Origin of the sequence: Pseudoalteromonas atlantica (assembly GCA_007988745.1) — a bacterium.
In the GTDB taxonomy this organism is placed as follows: Bacteria; Pseudomonadota; Gammaproteobacteria; order Enterobacterales; family Alteromonadaceae; genus Pseudoalteromonas; species Pseudoalteromonas atlantica.
On record BJUT01000002.1, the window covers coordinates 23,520 to 44,711 of the forward strand.

Here is a 21,192-nt window from a genome sequence, read left to right on the forward strand (position 1 = left end):
GAAATAAAAAAGGCCTATTATAAAAATAGGCCTTTTTAAATTAATCACCCTATTTATCAGGGGTTTAATTAAATTATTTAGATGTCATGAAATCAATAGCTGCGCTAATCTCATCATCAGAACAATCCATACATGTTCCTTTTGGCGGCATCGCATTAAAACCGTTGATAGCGTGATCAAGCAGTACATCTTTACCTTTAGCGATACGCGGTGCCCAGTCATCAGCTGATTTAGGTGCACCTAGTGCGCCAGTACCGTGACAGGCAAAACATGCGCCTTGGTACACTTGCTCACCAGAGCGAGGGCCAGTAGGAGCTGCGGCTGCAGCAGCTTTCTCGCCTTCAAGATAAACAGCGCCAACTGGTGCTAAACGTTTTTTAATCGCATCTTCAGTCATAGAGTTATCATATGGCTGTGCGTATGCGGTGGTTGCTAGCACTAATAATGCTGCAGCTGATAGTTTTTTCATTTTGCCTTGCTCACTTCGATTTGAACGTGATCAATCACGATTATAGATGACGGAAATTAAACCGATTATACCTTTGTGTAACAATTTATAAAACGCCCACTGGTGTTTTTATCAATAAAACTGACTAATTTTTGCGTTAACGCAATAAAATTGCATGTTTCAGTTAACAAACATTTATAATCGGTGGCTTAGTAAATCACTATTTAAGCTAATGCTAGTACGTTTTTAACCAGTTTTTCGATCCCCGCATCGGCATCTAAAATAGACTGCGCCAGCATATAAGCAGGGGTGGTAACGAGTTTATTGTCCTCATCAATCACAATATCATCAACCGCACAGGCTGCGTGTGTAGAGCCTAGCTGGGTTAAAGCGCTTGCGGTCTGTTCATCATTACCTATGGTTAAAGTAGCATTGGGATATATAAACGGAATTAAAGCCGGCGCAATACACATGTAGCCAGCGGCTTTTTGTGCATTAGCAAATTGTTTACAGGCCTCTAATACTAGGTCGTTTATCTGCGCATCAGCGCCTTTAACGGCAAAATCACATAAGTTTTTAGCGGCGCCAAATCCCCCTGGTACTATTAACGCATCAAATTCAGATGCCTTTAATTCGCTTAATGATTTTATATCACCACGGGCAATGCGTGCTGCCTCAGTGAGTACATTACGGTTGCTTGGCATTTCTTCACCGGTGAGGTGATTAATAGTGTGAAGTTGTTCTATATCAGGAGCAAAACATTGATATGCAGCACCGTTTTTAGCTATGTGCAGCAGTGTTAATACTGCTTCGTTTATTTCATTGCCATCGTACACACCACAGCCGGCTAATATTACAGCTATCTTTTTCATGCTTTTGTGCTCCTCAAGTATTTTAAATAAGTCGTTTGGATGAAGTTTAACACGGGCCAAAACACACACTAAAATAATTTTTTAGTTTAAAAAGTATTCGCAGTGCAAGTTGTATTGCGGTTTATGCCATTTTTGCCAGTGCGCTCGTAAAAAAAATTATAAAGGATCGCTATGATCTTTGATCCATTATGCTAGAATACTCCTCCGGTTATTTAAATGGATACAAATAACTAAAGTGACTAACAGCGGATGTATCAGTTAGAAAACCTTTTTCCACATTGGTTTTAAAATAATAAAAAAAGAACCTCGTATTATCTTTTTTAAACAAAACAAGCAGTTATTTATTTTTCTAAGCATTTTATTATGCATTGGAGGAATAGCTTGTGGCTGTTATCTACAAAGTTATCCACAGGTTGCTCCGCAATAATTATGGCTACTAAGCGTAATTCACTGTCGTTTTATTCACAACCTTATGGCATGCTTGTAATAATATTACTTTTTTGTATTTAGGATCCAAATTCACCATGGCTCAGATCCCCGAAAACCCGCTAATTTTAGTTGATGGCTCTTCATATTTATTTCGTGCTTATCATTCTCCACCGCATTTAACCAACTCTAAAGGTGAAGCAACTGGCGCTATTTATGGCGTGGTAAACATGCTTAAAAGTTTGATCAAACAATATGATCCGAGCCACATGGTGGTGGTGTTTGACGCCAAAGGCAAAACGTTCAGAAACGACATGTATAGCGAGTATAAAGCTAACCGTCCGCCTATGCCTGACGATTTACGAACGCAAATAGCGCCACTGCACAGTATTATTAAAGCGATGGGCTTTCCGCTAATTAGTATTGAAGGGGTTGAAGCCGACGATGTTATTGGTACGTTTTCGCGAATAGCAACTGAGCAAAAGCGCCATGTATTGGTTTCTACAGGCGATAAAGACATGGCTCAGCTAGTTAATGAACATGTTACGCTAATCAATACCATGACCGACAGCATTTCAGATCCTCAAACCGTTGTTGAAAAATTTGGTGTGGGTCCTGAGCTAATCATCGACTATTTAGCGCTAATGGGTGATAAGGTTGACAACATCCCAGGTGTTGAAGGCTGTGGACCTAAAACAGCTGTTAAATGGCTACAAAAATATGGATCGCTTCAAGGTGTAATTGATAATGCTGGCGACATTAAAGGCAAGATTGGTGAGAAGCTTGCAAACGCCCTTGATCATTTACCACTTAGTTATGAACTTGCCACCATTAAATGTGATGTTGAGGTAGAGTCAGACCTAGATACCTTTAAAGTACAAGAGCCAAATAAAGATGAGCTTATTGCACTGTATGGTGAGTGTGAGTTCCGCCGTTGGTTAGCTGAGCTGCTTGATAACCCAAAAGATGCAGAAAAAGCGCTCCCTACTGAGGCAAATGAACTGCCAAAAGTAGAAGATGCACATTACGAAACTATCTTAACCGAATCACAATTTGATACGCTTATTGAGCAGCTAAATAGCGCTGAGTTATTTGCCTTTGATACCGAAACAACCAGTCTTGATTACATGCAAGCGCAGTTAGTAGGTATGAGCTTTGCTGTAAAAGCAGGCGAAGCAGCTTACTTACCAATTGCACACGACTACCCGGGTGCACCAGAGCAATTAAGCCTTGAATATGTAATGCAAAAGCTTGGGCCAATCCTCGCCGATGCTAACAAAGCTAAAGTAGGGCAAAACCTAAAATACGACAAGAGCGTACTGGCTAATGCAGGCTATGAGCTCAATGGCATTAAGTTTGATACTATGCTTGAGTCGTACGTATTTAATAGCGTGGGCACTCGCCATGACATGGATTCATTAGCGCTTAAATACTTAGGCCATAAAAACATTAGCTTTGAAGATATAGCCGGCAAAGGGAAAAAGCAGCTTACCTTTAATCAAATTGAGCTTGAGCAAGCTGCGCCTTACGCAGCAGAAGATGCCGATATTACACTGCGTTTACACCAAGTACTTTGGCCAAAATTAGAAGCTGATGAGAAGTTAAAGTCAGTATTTGAAACAATAGAAATGCCATTAGTGAATGTTATTTCTGATATTGAACGTACCGGCGTAGCAATTGATAGCAACATGCTGGCGGCGCACAGCCAGCGTTTAGGCGAGCGTTTACTTGAACTTGAAAAAGAAGCGTTTGAGATAGCTGGCGAACCATTCAACCTAAGCTCGCCAAAGCAGCTGCAAGTACTTTTATTTGAAAAACTTGAGCTGCCAGTCATTAAAAAAACACCTAAAGGTGCACCTTCAACGGCTGAAGAAGTGCTACAAGAACTTGCCCATGACTACCCATTGCCTAAGGTGATTATTGAGCACCGTGGTTTATCTAAGCTTAAATCAACCTACACCGATAAATTACCACTAATGGTTAATGAGAAAACACAGCGCGTGCATACTTCTTATCATCAAGCTGTTACGGCCACAGGGCGTTTGAGTTCTACCGATCCTAACTTACAAAATATCCCTATTCGTTCTGAAGAAGGACGCCGTATACGTGAGGCATTTGTAGCGGCACAAGGCTATAAAATTGTGGCTGCCGATTACAGTCAAATTGAGCTGCGTATTATGGCGCATTTATCACAAGACAAAGGGCTACTAAATGCCTTTGCTAATGGGTTAGATGTACACAGTGCAACCGCTGCTGAGGTATTTGGGGTTGAGCTAGAGGATGTAACCACAGATATGCGTCGTAAAGCTAAAGCAGTAAACTTTGGGTTAATTTACGGCATGTCAGCCTTTGGTTTAGCGCGTCAGCTTGATGTACCACGCCACGAAGCGCAGCACTACATAGATAAATACTTTGAGCGTTTCCCTGGGGTACTTGAGTACATGGAAACAACCCGCGAAAAAGCCGCCGAGAACGGGTACGTAGAAACTATTTTTGGGCGTCGTTTACACTTACCCGAAATTAATGCACGTAATGGAACTCGCCGTAAAGGCGCCGAACGTGCAGCAATCAATGCACCAATGCAAGGCACAGCCGCTGATATTATTAAGAAAGCAATGCTGAGCGTGCATAGCTGGGTTAATCAACAAGCTCCCAATACCATTAAGTTACTAATGCAAGTACACGATGAATTGGTGTTTGAGATTAAAACCGATTGTGCGCAAGCATACACAAAGCAGATTTGTGAGCTAATGTCGCAAGCGGCTAGCTTAGATGTCCCTTTAATTGTAGAAGCTGACGAAGGTGAAAACTGGGAACAAGCCCACTAACCTAAAACATGCTTACATTTTAAAAGCGCCGCAAGGCGCTTTTTTATTGCCTCTAAATAACTCACTCAATTAAGCGAATAGATATAAGTATTTCTACGCGTAAATAAAGTTTAGTTAAAAGTAGGTTAATTTAAGCAACTATTTGTATTAAATAGTTATATGTTCGTCAATTCGAACTATTTTGGCGGAATATCATTGTATTTTTATGCGCGCTTTTGCTAAAGTGCGCGCGTCCTCATCCTGTAGGACATCCTGTTGATGATGCATCTGAAAAGGTGCAACAAATTGATAGCTTCTCCCCAGTTTGCTATATCGGCCTGCTTGTTTTAAGCAGGCTGCTTTTTCTTCCTCATTAGATTGCCCTTTAAAGCTAAATGGCTCCTCTAAGCGCTTTTTTACTATTCACACTTTATGCTCATTTATGTTTATTATTTTTTGTGCCATACCTTGCGCGCCTTCAAACGGGTATATGTATAAAGCAGTTATAATGCAAACGTAGGCAAGTCTATCTCACGCAATTATTAGCGTGGATGTTGCGCTATGCCCCAAAAAAGCCTAAGTTATAGGCTGCTACATCATTATTAATTTTTTAATAACAGTACGGGCTAAGTAATTTAGCGCCGTCTTTAATTTGAGGTGGTTTGCCCCTATTTCAGGTGATAGTATCGAAAGCGCTATTATTCTCATTTTATTTTAGGAGTGCGTTATGTTTAAAACGTTAGCCATTATCGGTTTATCGTTATCAAGTGTCGCTTTGTCTAATGCCGCTCATGCAGATTGGCAGCTAGTCAATGACAAGAGCCAATTAAGTTTTGTTTCTATTAAAAAAGACTCGATTGCTGAGGCACATCATTTTACTAACCTAGAAGGAACACTTTCAGACAGTGGTGCTTTTAGTGTAAATATAGACTTAACCTCTGCAGAAACACTGATCCCTATTCGCAATGAACGTTTAACTCAATTTGTATTTGAAGCGGCTAAGTTTCCTCATGCAGTTTTAACTGCGGATTTAAAAAAGCAATTAAGTAATATTAAAAAGCCGGGCCAGCATGTATTAAAAGAGGTTGATGCACAGCTTGATTTTCATGGTAATAAAAAGCCATTAAAAATAAATGTACTTGTTAGCAGTGCCGAAAATGGCGATTTAAGCGTGTCGTCGTTTACGCCTGTGATTGTAAATAGCCAAGATTTTGGTGTGACCGAAGGCGTTAAAAAGCTACAGCAATTAGCTGGTTTACCTGCCGTTGCTACAGCCGTACCAGTTACTTTTGCGCTAACACTTAAAAAACAGTGATCTCGTTAACGGCGCTTAGTAAGCAATTAAGCGAGCCTAGCAAACCGTTTGATAGTTGGCAGCCTGCCCAGTGTGGTGAGCTGCCGATTATGATTAACGAGCAAGGGCAGTGGTTTTACGATGGCAGCGAAATTACTCGTCCTGCGATGGTAAAACTGTTTGCCAGTTTTTATGCAAAGAAGGTGAGCAGTTTTATTTAAAAACACCCATCGAAAAAATAGCGATAGAGGTGCAAGATGCGCCTTTCGTTATCGTAAGCTGGCATATTGAAAGCACAGCGCAAGGGCAGGTTATGTGTTGTGTAGATAATTTAGCACGGCAATGGTTAATCAGTGCTGAGCAGCCTCTTTATATAAAAAACTATAAAAATGCAGCGGTGCCTTATTTGCAATTACCTTATGGGTGTAGCGCGCGGGTATCACGGAGTGTGTTTTATCAGTGGGCTGAAATAGCCGACGCTGATGAGCGCGGCTATTTTATAAAATCAGCAGGGGGAAAGTTTTATCTTTCGTAGGTGCTTATTTTTAAGCGTCTGAGCTGTCTTCATCGCTTTGCGGTGGTGCAACAGCCACAATTGGCCCTAAATACCACTCATCTAGCTTTTTAGCGACTTCCGGTAAACCTGTTCCCTTAAGTGATGAAAAAGCGTGTACAGTAATATCACCGTCTAGTTCACTTAATTCACGGCGTACTTGCAGTACTTGTGCTTTACGCGCACCTTGCTTGAGCTTATCGGCTTTAGTTAAAAGCGCCAGTACTGGGATTTCGCTGCCAATAGCCCAGTTAATTAGATCTTTGTCTAAATCTTTTAATGGGTGGCGAATATCCATTAATATAACAATACCTTTTAAACTTTGACGTTTTTGTAGGTACTCACCCAGTGACTTTTGCCACTTCTTTTTCATTTCAATAGGTACTTTAGCAAAACCATAACCGGGTAAGTCGATTAAGCGCATATCATCTACTTGACCTAATTCAAAGGTGTTGATTAACTGCGTACGACCTGGCGTTTTACTGGTACGAGCAAGTTTTTGATCTGTCAGTGCATTAAGAGCACTTGACTTACCTGCATTAGAGCGACCTGCAAACGCGACTTCAATTCCCGTATCAGCAGGTAATTTAGTGATGTCTGGCGCGCTTGTTACAAAAGACGCAGTATTATATTTGATACGAGATTTGAGCACAGGCTCTCCTAAAAACGTAAAAGTTAATCTTATTGAGCTAAATTCACTCAGGGCGCGTATTTTATACTATAAAGGATGTATTAAAAAGCGTATTTAAACACCTAAAAACTCTATAAATGGCACTATTAAAGCTGCTTAAAGGTTAATCTAGGTCAAAACCCTATAAATTATAAGCTTAATATGAGTAGAAAACGTGCCAGAGAATTTTTTATCGTGTAGAATACATGAATTACAACATCCATATTGTAGATGATACAGGGTCGGAAACAGAGAATTCACCATGAAAAAAATAGCACTATCTTTAACAATATTGCTTGGTGCGTTGTCAGCAAGCAACGCAACAGCATTTGATGGCGATGTAAACGCAGGTAAAGAAAAATCAGCAACGTGTGCGGCTTGTCACGGCCCAGACGGTAATGCACCGGTTAATATTTACCCTAAACTTGCAGGCCAGCACCCAGATTACATCCTTAAACAACTTAAGGATTTAAAATTAGGTATGACTTCAGGCGGTAAAGAAGGCCGTATGGATCCTGTAATGAGCGCGATGGCTATGCCACTTAGCGAACAAGACATGAAAGACCTATCTGCTTATTTTTCTTCATTGAACATGACTGAAGGCGCCACCCCTAAAGACGTGGTTGAAGTTGGTCAAATGCTTTACAAAGCAGGCGATGCTGAACGTGGTATTCCGGCTTGTGCGGCGTGTCATGGTCCGCGAGGCAATGGTTCGTCTCTTGCTAAGTTTCCTAAAATTTCTTTTCAGCACCCAGAGTACATTAAAGCTCAGCTAGAGAAGTTTCGTGATGGAACCCGTAAAAACGACCATAACGGTATGATGCAAGATATAGCGAAAAAGCTAACTGATAAAGATATTGAAGTACTATCTCAATACTTAGGTGGCTTACACTAAAGTCGTATTTATTTAGTATTAGCTAGTGTAATACTATGTAATATGATTAAAAAGCAGCTTACGCTGCTTTTTTTGTGTCCACATTTTAACGATATCACCCTTTAGTTTGTGAGACATTTGCCATGCTGTTTTGTAAGAAATAACTTATTTTAAAAATATTTTTACAGTTAAATTTATGTTTGTTATAAGTTTTTTGTTTTTTATATGCGCTCTATGTAAGAAAAATTATATAAACCAGTTGTAACAAAAATATTAACGGGTAAATTAACCACTGTCGCAAAACAACAATAACAACATGGATTATGCTAAAGGAAAATGGCGCGACACGACTGAATAGCACATTGAAGGTGCTACAAAAGGAAATAACAAGAAAGCGTCAGGATGACCGTAAATAATAAAATCTCAAGGAAGTTTAATAATAAAAACAAAATGGAATGTAACAAGGAAGGTTAAAATAATAACAATACGGACTGATAATAATAAAAATAATAAAGACTAAAAAAAGTCGAAGGGAGAAGTGTCCAGATAATGGCGCTCAGATTAGTAGGCGGTAGAGATGTTTTCTCTACCGCCTTTTTATTTGTCCTGTTACAATACCCACCGTTTAGCAATAAGCTAATGCGCTAATTCAACGAGCAACCCAAGCTTTAATGCGCAAATCGAATTCTTCTGGCTAGGCCAGCACTGCGATGCTCATGTTATGTGCCTCGCTCAAAACCTCTTAAGTGAGATGATCAAGATATGAGTAGAAAGAAAAAATCACGCAAAATTCCTTCAAACGGCCCTGTTCGTTTAAGCCAAGATAAGCTTAAAGAAATGCGTGCGTTAAAAGAGCAACGAGTTAAAAAGCCAAAGGGCGCTAAGCCTGGTTCTCGTAATGCACCTGAGCTATTAGATAGCGATACTAAAAAAGCAAACTCAGCGCCAAAAGATAAGCGCGTCGGCAGTAAAAAAGCCGTGCCTTTAGTGGCTAGTGCACCACAGCCGCAAGTAGAAATGAAGCGTAACTTAAAGCCAACAGTTGAGCTTAAAAAGGTTACAGAGCCAGAGCTTACGCCTGAGCAAGAGCTAGAAGCGCTTGAAAACGATGAGCGTTTACTTAAGCTCGTTGAGCGCCATGAGCAAGGTGAAATGCTGACGGGTAAAGATGCGAAGTACTTTAATAGCCGTATTGCTCGCCACCAAGTACTTTGTAAGTTACTAGGTATCGAAGATGAAGACGAGTTTGAAGATGATTTTGAAGATAACTTCGAAAGCGACGGTAACTCAGATTTCGATAAGTACCTTTCAGATGATTTAGCCAATGAGTGGCTAGATGATGACGACAAATAGTAAGGGCGCTTAATGAGTACCGCAGTGATTGTAGCCTTGTTTGTAGGTGCTGTTATTATTGCTGGCTTAGCATTTTATGCAGGTCAGTTGCTCTATAAGCTTAACGCGCAAAAAAAGTTAATTGCGCAAAAGCAAGCAGAGCAACAGCAAAAGCTTAAGCAGTCGCGCTTAAAGCGTAACGCTAAACTTGCAGATAGCATTCATCTAATTGCTCGTGCAATGGCTGAAGAGCAATGTGAGTACTCTGAAGGCTGTTTACGAATTTGGGTTTTAATGTCTCAGTACGCTTTTGAAGATGAGCGAGATTTAACGCTAGCGTACCCAGGCATTTATAAAATGTATAACGTTGTGAAAGAAATGCCGACTCACGATGCACGCAAAAAATACTCTAAAAAAGAGATTTTTAAGCAAGATACAGCACGTTGGCGAGCTGAAGAAAACTTTAGTGATGAGATTAAAGCAGATTGCGACAAAATCATTGTTGAGTTTAAAGCTGCGCCGGGCAGCGAAAACATCGTGTTTAATTAAACCCTATAGAAAATACAAAAAGCAGACTCAGGTCTGCTTTTTTTATGCCTGCTTATCGACACGTTTTTACCACCTCAAACGTGATAAGCGAATTGCTATAGCACTAATTAAATCACTCGTGAGAAACGGGTTTTACTTATTTGCTTTTGTAAGTGAGCATCAAAGCACATACATATAATACGAATAAATAGATTTCCGCGAGGCGTGACGCGTATTACCTTATCGTTTATATGCACCATGTCATCGTCTATTAAAGGCTTTAGCGCCAACAGCGCATCCGCAAAATACTCATTAAAATGTATAGAATGCTTTTTCGCAAATGCGTGTGTGTCTAATTCAAACTGGCAAATAAGTGATTTAATAGCCTCTGCGCGTATTACATCATCGTGCGTTAAATGCATTCCTTTATGTATAGCACTGCCGGCTTGCGTTTCTATTTCGTGATAATAATGCTTAAGCACTTTTTGGTTTTGTAAAATGGTCGTGCCAATTTGCGAAATAGACGAGACCCCTAAACCTAATAAGTCGCAATTACCGTGGGTGGTATAGCCCTGAAAGTTACGATGTAACTGCCCTTTATTTTGCGCGACTGCAAGTTCGTTGTCGGCTTTTGCAAAATGATCCATACCAATAAACTGATAGCCTGCAAAGGTCATTTGCGCCAAGGTGTTTTTAAACATGGTTAGCTTGTCGTGGGCACTGGGTAAGTCAGCCTCTTTTATTTTACGTTGCGCAGCAAAGCGCTCTGGTAAATGCGCGTAATTAAATACAGAGACTCTATCTGGGCTTAAGGCAATTAATTGCGCTATTGTTTTTTCAAAGCTTTGGGGTGTTTGTTTAGGTAGGCCATAGATCATATCTGCATTTATAGACTTAAAGCCAAGCTCGCGGGCTTGGGTTATCAGTGCTTTAACGGTATCTACTTGCTGTGTACGGTTAACCGCTTGTTGTACCTCATCGTTAAAATCTTGAATACCAAAGGATACGCGGTTAAAGCCTAAAACCCGTAAGTGTATAAGCATATCTTTAGCAAGGGAGCGTGGGTCTATTTCAATGCCTCGCTCAGTGTTGCGGGTAAAGTGAAAGTGCTGCTCTAATAAGTTAATTAAGCGCGTCATTTGCTTTACAGTTAAAAAGGTTGGCGTACCACCCCCTAAATGCAATTGCTCCACTGTGTAGTGTTTAAATAAAGGGGCATGTGCTGCTATTTCTTTTGTTAAATAATCTAAATACACATCGGCTTTAGACTGATGGCGTGTGATCACCTTGTTACATCCGCAGTAATAGCAAAGCTCACTGCAAAATGGGATGTGAATATACAAAGAAAGTGAGCGACTAGAGGATGATTTTATAGCGCTAACAAGGTCTTGTTGCTGATACCCCTCGCTTAAAGATAAAGCGGTGGGGTAGGAGGTATAGCGCGGCCCTGACACGTTATACTTATTTATAAGAGTTTGATCCCATTTTGGAAGCTTTATCATCACGCGCACCTTATGTATTAATGAGGTGTTGAGTATAAAAAGCTTTTAAGGGAGGGGTTTTGATCTACAACAAAAAAGGTGCCTAAGCACCTTTTTAAAAGAGTATTTTTTGTTAATACGTCATGTTGTGGGCATCTTTTAAGTATTGAAACAATTCTTTATAGCCCTTGCCTGGCTTTTCAGCTTTAACTTCTTTAGCGGCGTTGCGTACCAATTGGCGCATTTTTTGGCGCTCAAGGGTCGGGTATTGCTCAATAGTTTCGTTAATTAAATCATCGCCTTGCTCAATTAAGTCGGTACGTAATTGCTCAATTTTTTTAATTAAAACCTCAGCTTGGTTATTTTTATTAAGCATTACGTCAATAATGGCTTTAATTTCTTCAACGTTTTCTACTGTGCGTAGCGTTTTAGCAATGTAATTTAAGTGGCGGCGGTACGCATCGCTCTTATTACTGATTTTATCAGCAACTACCATGGCTGCTTTCAAATCGTCATTGAGTGGTAAGCGTTCGCGTTGCTTTTTCCCCATTTTAGCAATTTCAGAACCTAACTGATGAAACTCTTGCGCGTCGCGCTTTAGTTCACTTTTTGATACGTAAATAATTTCTTCTTCAATTTCAGCAGGCTTGCCTTTTTTCTTCGCCATGGGGTGCTCTTAAGTAAAAATAACTTTTGCCATTATACGCGATTCTTTTAGTGATTAATATTAGCTGATGTGGTGCAGTGAGTGTGTTAGCATTTAAAGATAAGAAATGCGTGCAATATTGCCTTAAGGCTCAGGACTTAATTTATGAAAAGCCAACAACACGATCCAATTTATTCTCAAATCTCTCAAGTAAAAGATGCCGTAGCTGAAGTGCTCGAGCATGCTAAAAAATTGGGTGCCACTGCCGCAGAAGCTGCTATGTCTAGTACATCGGGTTTATCGGTAAGCACACGCATGGGTGAAGTAGAAACCATAGAGTTTAACCAAGATGGTGGTTTAGGTATCAGTGTTTATGTAGGGAATAATAAAGGCTCGGCGTCTACTGCTGATCTAAACCCAAAAACACTGCGCACGGTAGTAGAAAAAGCCATTGATATTGCCAAATTTACCTCAGATGACCCTTTTAATGGTATTGCCGATAAAGAATTACTCGAGTTTGCCCCTAAGGACCTTGATTTATATCACCCGTGGGATGTAAGCCCTGAGCAAGGTATTGAGCTATGTCACGCTGCAGAGCAAGCCGCTTTAAATGCTGATGAGCGCATTGTTAATTCAGATGGTGCAAGTTTTTCATCGCACCAAGGCTTACGTGTGTATGGTAATAGCCATGGTTTAATTGCTGGTTTTCCACGTACGCGCCACAGCATTAGCACTATGGTAATAGGCAAAGAAGGCGAGCACATGCAGCGCGACTCTGCTTATACTGTTGCTCGCGATCAGGGCGGACTTAACGACGCTGCTGCGGTAGGCCTAGAAGCCGCCACCGAAACTCTGGCTAAACTAAATAGCCAAAAGCTGGGTACTATGAAAGTCCCTGTTATTTTTAGAGCCGATATTGCCAATTCATTGTTTGGCCATTTAGTGTCGGCAATTGGCGGCGGGGCGCTTTATCGTAAATCGAGCTTTTTACTCGACAGCTTAGGCACTCAAGTATTTAGTAAGAACGTTAATATTGCTGAGCGTCCTCATATATTAAAAGGATTAGCGTCGTCGCCTTTTGATAGCGAAGGGGCAAAAACGATTGACCGTGAAATTATTCAAGGCGGTGAGCTGCAAACGTACTTATTAGCAAGTTATGCAGCGCGTAAACTAAATATGGCTCCAACAGGCCATGCAGGCGGTATTCATAACTGGTTAGTTGAGCAAACGCACAACGATTTATCGGCTTTATTAAAAACCATGGGAACAGGCTTATTAGTTACCGAGCTGATGGGGCAAGGCGTAAACACCGTTACGGGTGACTACTCGCGTGGAGCGGCTGGTTTTTGGATAGAAAACGGTGAAATTCAGTACCCTGTTAGTGAAATTACCATTGCCGGAAATTTAAAAGACATGTTTAAAGGTATTTCGGCCATAGGGGGCGATATTGAGCGCAGAGGCGGCATTCAAACCGGCTCAGTACTTATAGAGCAAATGCAAATAGCAGGCGCATAATAGCAATTTGCAATAATACGTAATTAAGCGAATTGGTATAATATAAAAGCACATATTTAAGCCGAGCATTTAAACGCTTGGCTTAAACTTGCTTTATTTAAATTTTTGAGGTGTTGAATGGCTAAAGATAGGTACGCACCAAAACCCCTGACTGACATTATGGCAGGCCTTAATAATCGCTTATCGGCCTATGCAGGTAAAAGCCAAGCGCTTGATAAGCAACAGGTGTTGCTTAAAGAGTTTTTAGGCCCAAAGCTTGCTGAAAAATGCCGTGTGAGTAATTACCGCGATGGCACGTTGATGATTGAAGCTGTATCGGCGGCAATTGCCCTTAAACTTAATTATTTAAAAATGGATATGCAGTCGCATTTTAGAGCGGCGGGCATGGCAGAGCTCGGACAAATTAAAATTGTTGCAAACCCTCAAGCAACAGCGCGCTTAAGCCCAACTGCAGATAAACCCGGCCCCGCAGGTAAAGCACCTGGTAATTCAAGAAAAATGAGCCAGCAAACTTCAGATTACCTTAATGCCATTGCCGCATCAGCGCCACCTTCGCTGAAAGAAAAGCTAGAGCGCCTTGCTCGCCATGGTAAAAAATAACTCCCAAAAGTGCGATTATGGTTGTTGGTAGGGCTATTTTGTTACCTCGTCTCATAGAAAATACTTTGTTACATATTCTATTTTATTGTTTCTTTAATGGGGTTTATCATACAAATTCGGCGTGTTGTTTTAACCGCCTAAATATTAATTTCATTAAGTGAAAGCATTGCAGGGCGCTTTTATTTTTTCTCTGGCATGCAATAGTTTAATGAAATAGATATTTTATTCTTTACTAACAAACGGAATAATTATGAAAAAAGTAACTATTACCGCTGCAAGTATCGCACTTGCACTGGGCCTAGTAGGTTGCGGTGAAAAACAACAAGAAACGCAAGTGGCCGAGACCGCTGCTGTTACAGCACCGGCAGAAAAAACGCTTGAGCTAGGTGTAAACCTTGCCAATATGGATGAGTCGGTTCGTGCACAAGATGACTTTTATTACCATGTGAATGGACAGTGGCTTGCTAAAACAGAGATCCCTGGCGATAAGTCGAACTACGGCTCGTTTACACAGTTATACGACGAGTCGCAAAAAGCGATGAAAACAGCGCTTGAAAGTGCCGCTAATAATAGCAGTGCTAAAAAAGGCAGCGATGAGTACAAAATTGGCGCTTTTTACAAAAGCTACATGGATAAAGATACACGTGATGAGTTAGGTATTACACCTTTACAACCTTCACTTAATACCATTGATAGCCTAGATTCAAAAGCTGATCTTGCTCCTTTAATGGCTAAAATTCAGCAGCAAGGCGCTAGCTTACCATTTGGCTGGTTTGTAAATAACGACGCTAAAAATTCAAGTGAATACGCGCTGTACTTATCGCAATCTGGACTTGGCTTACCTGATCGTGACTATTACTTAAAAGATGATGAAAAATTTACTAAAATTCGCGCATCTTACGAGCAATACATAACAGATATTTTAGCTAAATCAGGCGTTGAAAATGCCGCTGATGCCGCGAAAAACGTTATCGCATTTGAAAGCGCTTTAGCTGAGGCGCAATGGAGTAGAGTACAAAGCCGTGATGCAACTAAGTCATACAATAAAATGACCGTAGCTGAGGCAAATAAGCTAACAGGCGACTTTGATTTAGCAGCATTTTTCAAAAGTGCTGGGGTAGATACCTCAGACATTATTGTACGTCAGCCAAGCTACTTAGAAGGGTTTGCTGATGTGTACAAAGAAACAGATTTAGCAACGTGGAAAAACTACTTAAAGTTTCATTTTGTAAGTGGTTACGCGCAGTTACTGAGCACTGACTTGGTTGATCTTAAATTTGATTTTTATAGCACCACATTACGCGGCGTAAAAGAGCAAGCGCCACTTTGGAAAAAAGCGGTTGATGCATCTAACAGCGTACTTGGCGAAATTTTAGGTAAAGTATACGTAAAAGATAACTTCCCGCCTGAAGCAAAAGCACGTATGGAAGAGCTGGTAGATAACGTTATTAAAGGTTACGGCGTTGCTATTGAAAACCTTGAGTGGATGAGCCCTGAAACCAAGCTTGCAGCCCAAGAAAAGCTAAACAAATTTACCCCAAAAATTGGCTACCCAGATAAGTGGAAAGACTACTCACAGCTGAGCATTAACCCTGATGAATTAGTGGGTAACTACATACGTTACAGCCAGTGGGCTTATAGCGACATGATTGCTAAATTAGGCAAGCCAGCGGACCGCTCTGAGTGGCACATGACGCCACAAACAGTTAATGCTTACTACAATCCTGTAAATAACGAAATTGTATTCCCAGCTGCTATTTTACAGCCACCGTTCTTTAATTTAGAAGCCGATGACGCTGTAAACTACGGTGCAATTGGCGCAGTAATTGGCCACGAGCTAGGTCACGGTTTTGACGACCAAGGTGCTAAATACGATGGTGACGGTAACTTACGTAACTGGTGGAGTGAGTCTGACCTTAAACAGTTTGAAGAGCGTACCGGCGCGTTAGTAGCGCAATACAACGAATATAAACCATTTGAAGATGCGGGTGTTAACGGCGAGCTTACCCTTGGCGAAAACATTGGCGACCTAGGTGGTTTAACGGTGGCTTATAAGGCGTATCAATTATCGTTAGGTGAGAACAAAGCGCCCGTTATTGATGGCTACACCGGCGATCAGCGTTTCTTTATGGGTTGGTCACAAATTTGGCGTCGTAAGTACCGCGATGAAGAGCTACGTAACCGCTTAATGACAGACCCGCATTCACCAAGTCACTACCGTGTTATCGGTATCTTGTCGAACATGCCTGAGTTTTACCAAGCGTTTGACGTAAAAGAAGGCGACAAAATGTATATCAAACCAGAAGACCGCGTAAAAATTTGGTAATTGATAGCCTGTTAGTTAACCTGAATCTGGTTAAGAGATAAATTACCCCGCATTTAGGTTGATAAATAAAAGCCAGTAAGTGTTTAGCTTACTGGCTTTTTTATATTTAAATACTGAGTACTAATACCAATGCGCAATAATACTTAATTCAGGGCTACTGCATGAGTGTTTTATGCATCCAGCTTTGATTACTTAAAATATTTTTATACAAAGCAAGCTGGTTTTGCGCACGTTCTAAATTATGTTCTGCATGGGTGGTTTTAAAGTACACGTCGTTATTTAAGTAATCAGTTAAAAACCGCACATTGAGCATTAACGGCATAACTTTAGCGCCAAGCAGCAAACTTGCTTGCTCTTTGTTGCTAATAGCCGATTTAAGGGGGGCAAGGTAGCCTTTAACAAGCGCAGTAAATACCTCTTTGCGAATAACCACTTTATCAAGATTAATCGAATCTTCTGGCTCAGCGCAGCAAAATGTGCGCACCATGTCTCCAAAGTCATACAATAAAAAGCCTGCCATACACGTATCTAAATCGATAACTGCTTTTGCTTTATATGTATTGCTGCAATACAGCATATTATTTATTTTAGTGTCGTTGTGGCACACCCGGGTGGGCAAATCGGCTGTTACGTCAGCGAGTTCTTTTACTAAATGCTGTTGTGCAATGCAGTAGTCAATGTCGTTTTTACACTGCTGGAGCCGCTCTTTAGTGGCGGTGCTAATAGCTGTATTAAGCTGCTCAAAGCGCATAGCTAAGTTATGAAAGTCAGTAATAACAGGGTAGAGACTTGATGCGTCAAAATCGAGCAAGGCACGTGTAAAGGTGCCAAATGCAAATGCGGCTTGCTGTGCGTGATGGGGCTCTGTAACCACATCTTCGCTAATACTTTGGCTAATAAAATTAAGCACGCGATAGTACGCGTTGTTAATTGTAATAAGGTATTCACCTTGGCAAGTACTTATATGCTTAACAATGTCGAGCGGGTAAGTATTTGCTTGTTGTTTAGCGCTTAGGTGCTGCTCAATTAACTGGGCGTTATTGACCAGTTGTGCTGGCTTTTTAAATACATGAGTATTGAGCTTTTGAACAACAAATTGCTGCGCAGCATTAGTTAACAGCCACGTGGTGTTTATATGTCCGCTGCCTAAAGAGCTCACCTGAGTAAGCTCAGGGTTTAGCGCTAATAGCTCACTTAATTTATTTTGTATTGCTGTATTCATGTACTTTAGGCGTATCGCGCTTGTATTTTTTCGATAATCTCGGCGTTAGCAGCAGGGAACTCATAGTTACTAAGCTGATTAATAGCGACCCATTCACTTGGTTGCCCTTCGGCGCCATGTGCTTCACCGCTAAAGTTACTCACAACGTGAATATCAAGTTTTACACATTTATCGCCATAGTCATGTTCAATTACCATAAGTTGGCTAGAGCTATGAATAGTAATGCCAACTTCTTCACTTAATTCACGCTTAAGTGCAGCAAATACGCTCTCGCCAGCTTCTACTTTCCCGCCTGGAAATTCCCATAAGCCACCTTGATGTTGCTCATCAGCACGCTTGCAGATAAAGGTGGCGTTATTTTTTTTTATTACGCCTACCGCTACATTTACAATTTTTGTTGTCATGTTTTTTCTCCATAAAAAAAGCGACGCTAGCGTCGCTTTTTAATTACATACAATGCGTCGTTACTTTAATTTACCACAACATTGCTTAAACTTTTGTCCTGATCCACACGGACACGGATCGTTACGGCCAACTTTAGGCGCTGTTCTTGCCATTACAGTTGCGCTTTGAGGTGCTTCACCGCCTACATGTTCAGCTTCTTCGTGTTGGTACTCGCGAGGGGCATTTTCACTTTTACGGTGTTGCTCTTCTACTTTTTCAACATCTTCTTCGGCACGAACTTGTACTTTACTTAAAATGCCCACTACATCAACTTTTAAGTTTTCAAGCATTTCGGTGAATAGCTCAAACGACTCGCGCTTGTATTCTTGCTTAGGATTCTTTTGTGCATAGCCACGTAAGTGAATACCTTGGCGTAAATGATCCATTGCAGCAAGGTGATCTTTCCAGTGCTGATCAAGACTTTGAAGCATAATCGCTTTTTCAAACTGACGTAGTACAGAGTCGCCAACTTGCTCTTCTTTTTGCTTGTAAGCTTGCTCAACCGCTTGCTCAATACGCTCACGAAGTTTTTCTTCGTATAGTTTATTGTCATCAGCTAACCACTGCGTGATAGGCAGCTCAATCAGGAAGTCTTGTTTTAAGCGCTCTTCAAGGCCTGGGATATCCCACATTTCAGCAAGGCTTTGTGGTGCAATGTATTGATCAATAACACCGGCAAGTACATCACCACGGATTGCTGTAATGGTTTCTGAAATATCGCCTTCTTCAAGCAGTTCGTTACGTTGAGAGTAAACAACACGACGTTGATCGTTTGCTACATCATCGTACTCAAGTAATTGTTTACGTACATCAAAGTTACGTGCTTCTACTTTACGCTGAGCGTTTTCAATTGCACGGTTAACCCAAGGGTGCTCAATGGCTTCGCCGCGTTGCATGCCTAGTTTACGCATCATGTTAGTCATGCGCTCGCCGGCAAATATACGCATTAGCGCATCATCCATCGATAAGTAAAAACGGCTAGAGCCGGCATCACCCTGACGACCAGCACGGCCACGTAATTGGTTATCTATACGGCGCGATTCATGACGCTCAGTACCAATAATGTGTAAACCGCCAGCGTCAATTACTGCATCGTGGCGAATCTTCCACGCCGCTTTAATTTCAGCAATTTGCTCATCTGTTGGGTTTTCTAGTTTTTCAACTTCGCTGTTCCAGTTACCACCAAGCACAATATCGGTACCGCGACCGGCCATGTTGGTTGCAATTGTTACAGTACCTGGTAAGCCAGCATCCGATACGATGTCAGCTTCTTGCGCGTGGAATTTAGCATTAAGTACGTTGTGCTTAATTTTTTCTTTGCGTAAAAACTGCGATAAATACTCAGAGCTTTCAATCGAAATAGTACCTACAAGCACAGGCTGTCCGCGCTCTTGGCAATCTTTAATATCGGCTAAAATAGCTTCGTATTTTTCTTCTTGTGTTAGGTAAACTAAATCGGCACGATCATCACGGATCATCGGCTTATTAGTTGGCATAACAACCGTGTCTAGGCCGTAAATAGATTGAAACTCAAATGCCTCAGTATCGGCTGTACCTGTCATACCGGCTAAGGTTTCGTATAAACGGAAGTAGTTTTGGAAAGTGATTGAAGCCAGTGTTTGGTTTTCGTTTTGAATTTTTACACCTTCTTTAGCTTCAACAGCTTGGTGTAAACCTTCAGACCAACGACGACCTTCCATTGAGCGTCCTGTGTGCTCATCGATAATGATAACTTCGTTTTCTTTAACAACGTAATCAACATCTTTTTGATAAAGCTTGTGGGCACGAAGTGCGGCATACACGTGGCTCAGTAAGGTAATGCTACCGGCTGAGTAAAGCGAGTCGCCTTCTTCAATTAAGCCACGTTCAGTAAGTAGGTCTTCTACTTTAATTTGACCGCGCTCAGTTAAATGAACTTGCTTAGACTTTTCGTCGATTGTGTAATCGCCATCGCCTTCAATGCCTTCTTCGTCTTCTTTTTCTTGAAGCTCTAAAAGCGGCACAATTTTATTGATTTCGATGTATAGCTCAGAGCTATCTTCAGCTGGGCCTGAGATAATAAGTGGCGTACGCGCTTCATCAATTAAGATTGAATCCACTTCATCCACTACCGCATAAAACAATGGACGCTGTACGCGCTCATCAATGCTAAATGCCATGTTGTCACGTAGGTAGTCAAAACCAAACTCGTTATTAGTACCGTAAGTAATATCGGCACTGTAAGCTTGTTTTTTCTGTTGTGGCATCATGCCAGGTACGTTACAGCCCACAGTTAGGCCCAAGAACTCAAATAACTCGCGGTTTGTTTCAGCATCACGTTTAGCAAGGTAGTCGTTCACGGTAATTACGTGCACGCCTTTGCCTGTTAAGCCATTTAAGTAGGCTGGAAGTGTGGCTGTGAGGGTTTTACCTTCACCGGTGCGCATTTCTGCAATACGACCTTGATGTAAAACCATGCCGCCTAATAGCTGTACGTCAAAGTGACGCATGCCATTTACACGCTTTGACGCTTCGCGTACCACAGCAAATGCTTCTGGTAGAATGTCGTCAAGGCTTTGTCCGTTATCGTAACGTTCTCTAAACTCAGCTGTCTTAGCTCTTAAATCTTCATCAGAAAGCGCTTCTAATTGCGTTTCTAGCGCATTAATTAGCGCGACCGTCTTTCTTAGGTTTTTAATAGTGCGGTCATTGCGACTACCAAAAATCTTGGTAAATAAATTAGATATCATGATAAAACCGTTACAATGTATTCTTTGTTAACCGAGTGTCGGCTAACCCATTTTTTACAATTGGTAATTAATATGTACTTTTACATAACCTGTAGAACATATTAATTAGCAATTTTGTATTAAAGAGCCTCAAAGCACTGTTTAATACGTGTGCTACTATACCAGACTCTGCCAAACAACAAACTATCTCAACTAAAAGATGTGTATTAAAAACAGAAAAATTTGATCTGATGCGTAAAAACCACTTTAACTGATTTAATTACGCTAAAAAATAGCAGCAAGTTGTGAAGATATGGTGTTAAAAAATTTAAAAACAAGAGTGCTAGGGCATGCAGGCCTTGGGTGATTGAAATTCATTCAATCCACAAAGCTCAACACGCCCTAGGTGGGTTAATTTCATACTTAGTTACCCACCTTATTACGCT

Annotated in this window: 16 protein-coding genes and 1 pseudogene; 9 read left to right on the top strand and 8 right to left on the bottom strand. The window is 41.0% G+C overall.

Annotated elements, in window-relative coordinates; translation table 11 throughout:
* Positions 1-73: 73 nt before the first annotated feature.
* Entirely contained in the window at positions 74-469 is a 396-nt protein-coding gene (locus tag PAT01_RS02200) for a c-type cytochrome (RefSeq protein WP_004589305.1), read from the bottom strand.
* Between the two features lie 203 nt (positions 470-672).
* The gene (elbB, locus tag PAT01_RS02205) at positions 673-1,320 is read right to left on the bottom strand and encodes an isoprenoid biosynthesis glyoxalase ElbB (protein ID WP_154944591.1); all 648 of its coding nucleotides are present in this window, start codon (positions 1,318-1,320) and stop codon (positions 673-675) included.
* Between the two features lie 524 nt (positions 1,321-1,844).
* Here elbB and polA point away from each other — a divergent pair.
* The 3 genes and pseudogenes from polA (at position 1,845) to PAT01_RS02220 (ending at position 6,382) form a co-directional block, all read left to right on the top strand.
* Positions 1,845-4,574: a DNA polymerase I gene (gene polA, locus PAT01_RS02210; protein WP_154944593.1), complete on the top strand. Its 2,730-nt coding sequence runs from the start codon at positions 1,845-1,847 to the stop codon at positions 4,572-4,574.
* Between the two features lie 706 nt (positions 4,575-5,280).
* On the top strand, positions 5,281-5,868 hold the full coding sequence (locus tag PAT01_RS02215) for a YceI family protein (RefSeq protein WP_024032161.1): 588 nt from the start codon (positions 5,281-5,283) through the stop codon (positions 5,866-5,868).
* Positions 5,865-6,382: pseudogene (locus tag PAT01_RS02220) on the top strand (DUF1285 domain-containing protein). Before PAT01_RS02215 ends, PAT01_RS02220 begins: the two are co-directional and overlap by 4 nt.
* A 10-nt stretch (positions 6,383-6,392) precedes the next feature.
* On the opposite strand, the gene yihA reads toward PAT01_RS02220, so the two are convergent.
* A complete protein-coding gene (yihA, locus tag PAT01_RS02225) occupies positions 6,393-7,052 on the bottom strand; it encodes a ribosome biogenesis GTP-binding protein YihA/YsxC (protein WP_154944595.1) in 660 nt (219 codons plus the stop codon).
* A gap of 280 nt (positions 7,053-7,332) precedes the next feature.
* Between yihA and PAT01_RS02230 the strand changes: the two genes are divergently transcribed.
* The 3 genes from PAT01_RS02230 (at position 7,333) to PAT01_RS02240 (ending at position 9,825) form a co-directional block, all read left to right on the top strand.
* Positions 7,333-7,965 carry a c-type cytochrome gene (locus PAT01_RS02230; protein ID WP_004589311.1) on the top strand — a complete coding sequence of 211 codons (633 nt, stop codon included), beginning with the start codon at positions 7,333-7,335 and terminating at the stop codon, positions 7,963-7,965.
* Positions 7,966-8,706: 741 nt separating this feature from the next.
* A complete protein-coding gene (gene yihI / locus PAT01_RS02235) occupies positions 8,707-9,297 on the top strand; it encodes a Der GTPase-activating protein YihI (RefSeq protein ID WP_154944597.1) in 591 nt (196 codons plus the stop codon).
* A gap of 12 nt (positions 9,298-9,309) precedes the next feature.
* Positions 9,310-9,825 (top strand): DUF2489 domain-containing protein, encoded by a 516-nt coding sequence (locus PAT01_RS02240; protein ID WP_004589313.1) that lies wholly within the window; start codon positions 9,310-9,312, stop codon positions 9,823-9,825.
* Positions 9,826-9,932: 107 nt separating this feature from the next.
* Here the strand turns inward: PAT01_RS02240 and hemN are convergent, their stop codons facing one another.
* Positions 9,933-11,306: an oxygen-independent coproporphyrinogen III oxidase gene (gene hemN, locus PAT01_RS02245; protein WP_154944599.1), complete on the bottom strand. Its 1,374-nt coding sequence runs from the start codon at positions 11,304-11,306 to the stop codon at positions 9,933-9,935.
* Positions 11,307-11,418: 112 nt separating this feature from the next.
* Positions 11,419-11,952 carry a ribosome biogenesis factor YjgA gene (gene yjgA / locus PAT01_RS02250; protein ID WP_154944601.1) on the bottom strand — a complete coding sequence of 178 codons (534 nt, stop codon included), beginning with the start codon at positions 11,950-11,952 and terminating at the stop codon, positions 11,419-11,421.
* Between the two features lie 144 nt (positions 11,953-12,096).
* On the opposite strand from yjgA, the gene pmbA reads away from it, so the two are divergent.
* The 3 genes from pmbA (at position 12,097) to PAT01_RS02265 (ending at position 16,372) form a co-directional block, all read left to right on the top strand.
* Complete coding sequence (gene pmbA / locus PAT01_RS02255; RefSeq protein ID WP_154944603.1) at positions 12,097-13,446, top strand: metalloprotease PmbA; 1,350 nt, start codon at positions 12,097-12,099, stop codon at positions 13,444-13,446.
* A gap of 117 nt (positions 13,447-13,563) precedes the next feature.
* Positions 13,564-14,046: a DciA family protein gene (locus tag PAT01_RS02260; protein ID WP_004589317.1), complete on the top strand. Its 483-nt coding sequence runs from the start codon at positions 13,564-13,566 to the stop codon at positions 14,044-14,046.
* A gap of 250 nt (positions 14,047-14,296) precedes the next feature.
* Positions 14,297-16,372 carry a M13 family metallopeptidase gene (locus tag PAT01_RS02265; RefSeq protein WP_154944605.1) on the top strand — a complete coding sequence of 692 codons (2,076 nt, stop codon included), beginning with the start codon at positions 14,297-14,299 and terminating at the stop codon, positions 16,370-16,372.
* A 154-nt stretch (positions 16,373-16,526) separates the two neighbouring features.
* Here PAT01_RS02265 and PAT01_RS02270 read toward each other — a convergent pair whose 3' ends face one another.
* Genes PAT01_RS02270 through secA form a run of 3 tightly spaced genes read right to left on the bottom strand, consistent with a single transcriptional unit; the run spans position 16,527 to position 20,767 of the window.
* Complete coding sequence (locus tag PAT01_RS02270) at positions 16,527-17,594, bottom strand: phosphotransferase enzyme family protein (RefSeq protein ID WP_154944607.1); 1,068 nt, start codon at positions 17,592-17,594, stop codon at positions 16,527-16,529.
* A 5-nt stretch (positions 17,595-17,599) separates the two neighbouring features.
* Entirely contained in the window at positions 17,600-17,998 is a 399-nt protein-coding gene (mutT, locus tag PAT01_RS02275; protein ID WP_154944608.1) for an 8-oxo-dGTP diphosphatase MutT, read from the bottom strand.
* A gap of 60 nt (positions 17,999-18,058) precedes the next feature.
* Positions 18,059-20,767 (bottom strand): preprotein translocase subunit SecA, encoded by a 2,709-nt coding sequence (secA, locus tag PAT01_RS02280; protein ID WP_064386276.1) that lies wholly within the window; start codon positions 20,765-20,767, stop codon positions 18,059-18,061.
* Positions 20,768-21,192: the final 425 nt, after the last annotated feature.

Excerpts from the sequence above, each read along its gene's own strand:
- PAT01_RS02265 (WP_154944605.1), top strand. The coding sequence starts at position 14,297 with ATGAAAAAAGTAACTATTACCGCTGCAAGTATCGCACTTGCACTGGGC.
- PAT01_RS02230 (WP_004589311.1), top strand. The coding sequence starts at position 7,333 with ATGAAAAAAATAGCACTATCTTTAACAATATTGCTTGGTGCGTTGTCA.
- PAT01_RS02260 (WP_004589317.1), top strand. The coding sequence starts at position 13,564 with ATGGCTAAAGATAGGTACGCACCAAAACCCCTGACTGACATTATGGCA.
- PAT01_RS02240 (WP_004589313.1), top strand. The coding sequence starts at position 9,310 with ATGAGTACCGCAGTGATTGTAGCCTTGTTTGTAGGTGCTGTTATTATT.
- yjgA (WP_154944601.1), bottom strand. The coding sequence starts at position 11,952 with ATGGCGAAGAAAAAAGGCAAGCCTGCTGAAATTGAAGAAGAAATTATT.
- PAT01_RS02200 (WP_004589305.1), bottom strand. The coding sequence starts at position 469 with ATGAAAAAACTATCAGCTGCAGCATTATTAGTGCTAGCAACCACCGCA.
- PAT01_RS02270 (WP_154944607.1), bottom strand. The coding sequence starts at position 17,594 with ATGAATACAGCAATACAAAATAAATTAAGTGAGCTATTAGCGCTAAAC.
- polA (WP_154944593.1), top strand. The coding sequence starts at position 1,845 with ATGGCTCAGATCCCCGAAAACCCGCTAATTTTAGTTGATGGCTCTTCA.
- hemN (WP_154944599.1), bottom strand. The coding sequence starts at position 11,306 with ATGATAAAGCTTCCAAAATGGGATCAAACTCTTATAAATAAGTATAAC.
- yihI (WP_154944597.1), top strand. The coding sequence starts at position 8,707 with ATGAGTAGAAAGAAAAAATCACGCAAAATTCCTTCAAACGGCCCTGTT.
- elbB (WP_154944591.1), bottom strand. The coding sequence starts at position 1,320 with ATGAAAAAGATAGCTGTAATATTAGCCGGCTGTGGTGTGTACGATGGC.
- pmbA (WP_154944603.1), top strand. The coding sequence starts at position 12,097 with ATGAAAAGCCAACAACACGATCCAATTTATTCTCAAATCTCTCAAGTA.
- secA (WP_064386276.1), bottom strand. The coding sequence starts at position 20,767 with ATGATATCTAATTTATTTACCAAGATTTTTGGTAGTCGCAATGACCGC.
- mutT (WP_154944608.1), bottom strand. The coding sequence starts at position 17,998 with ATGACAACAAAAATTGTAAATGTAGCGGTAGGCGTAATAAAAAAAAAT.
- PAT01_RS02215 (WP_024032161.1), top strand. The coding sequence starts at position 5,281 with ATGTTTAAAACGTTAGCCATTATCGGTTTATCGTTATCAAGTGTCGCT.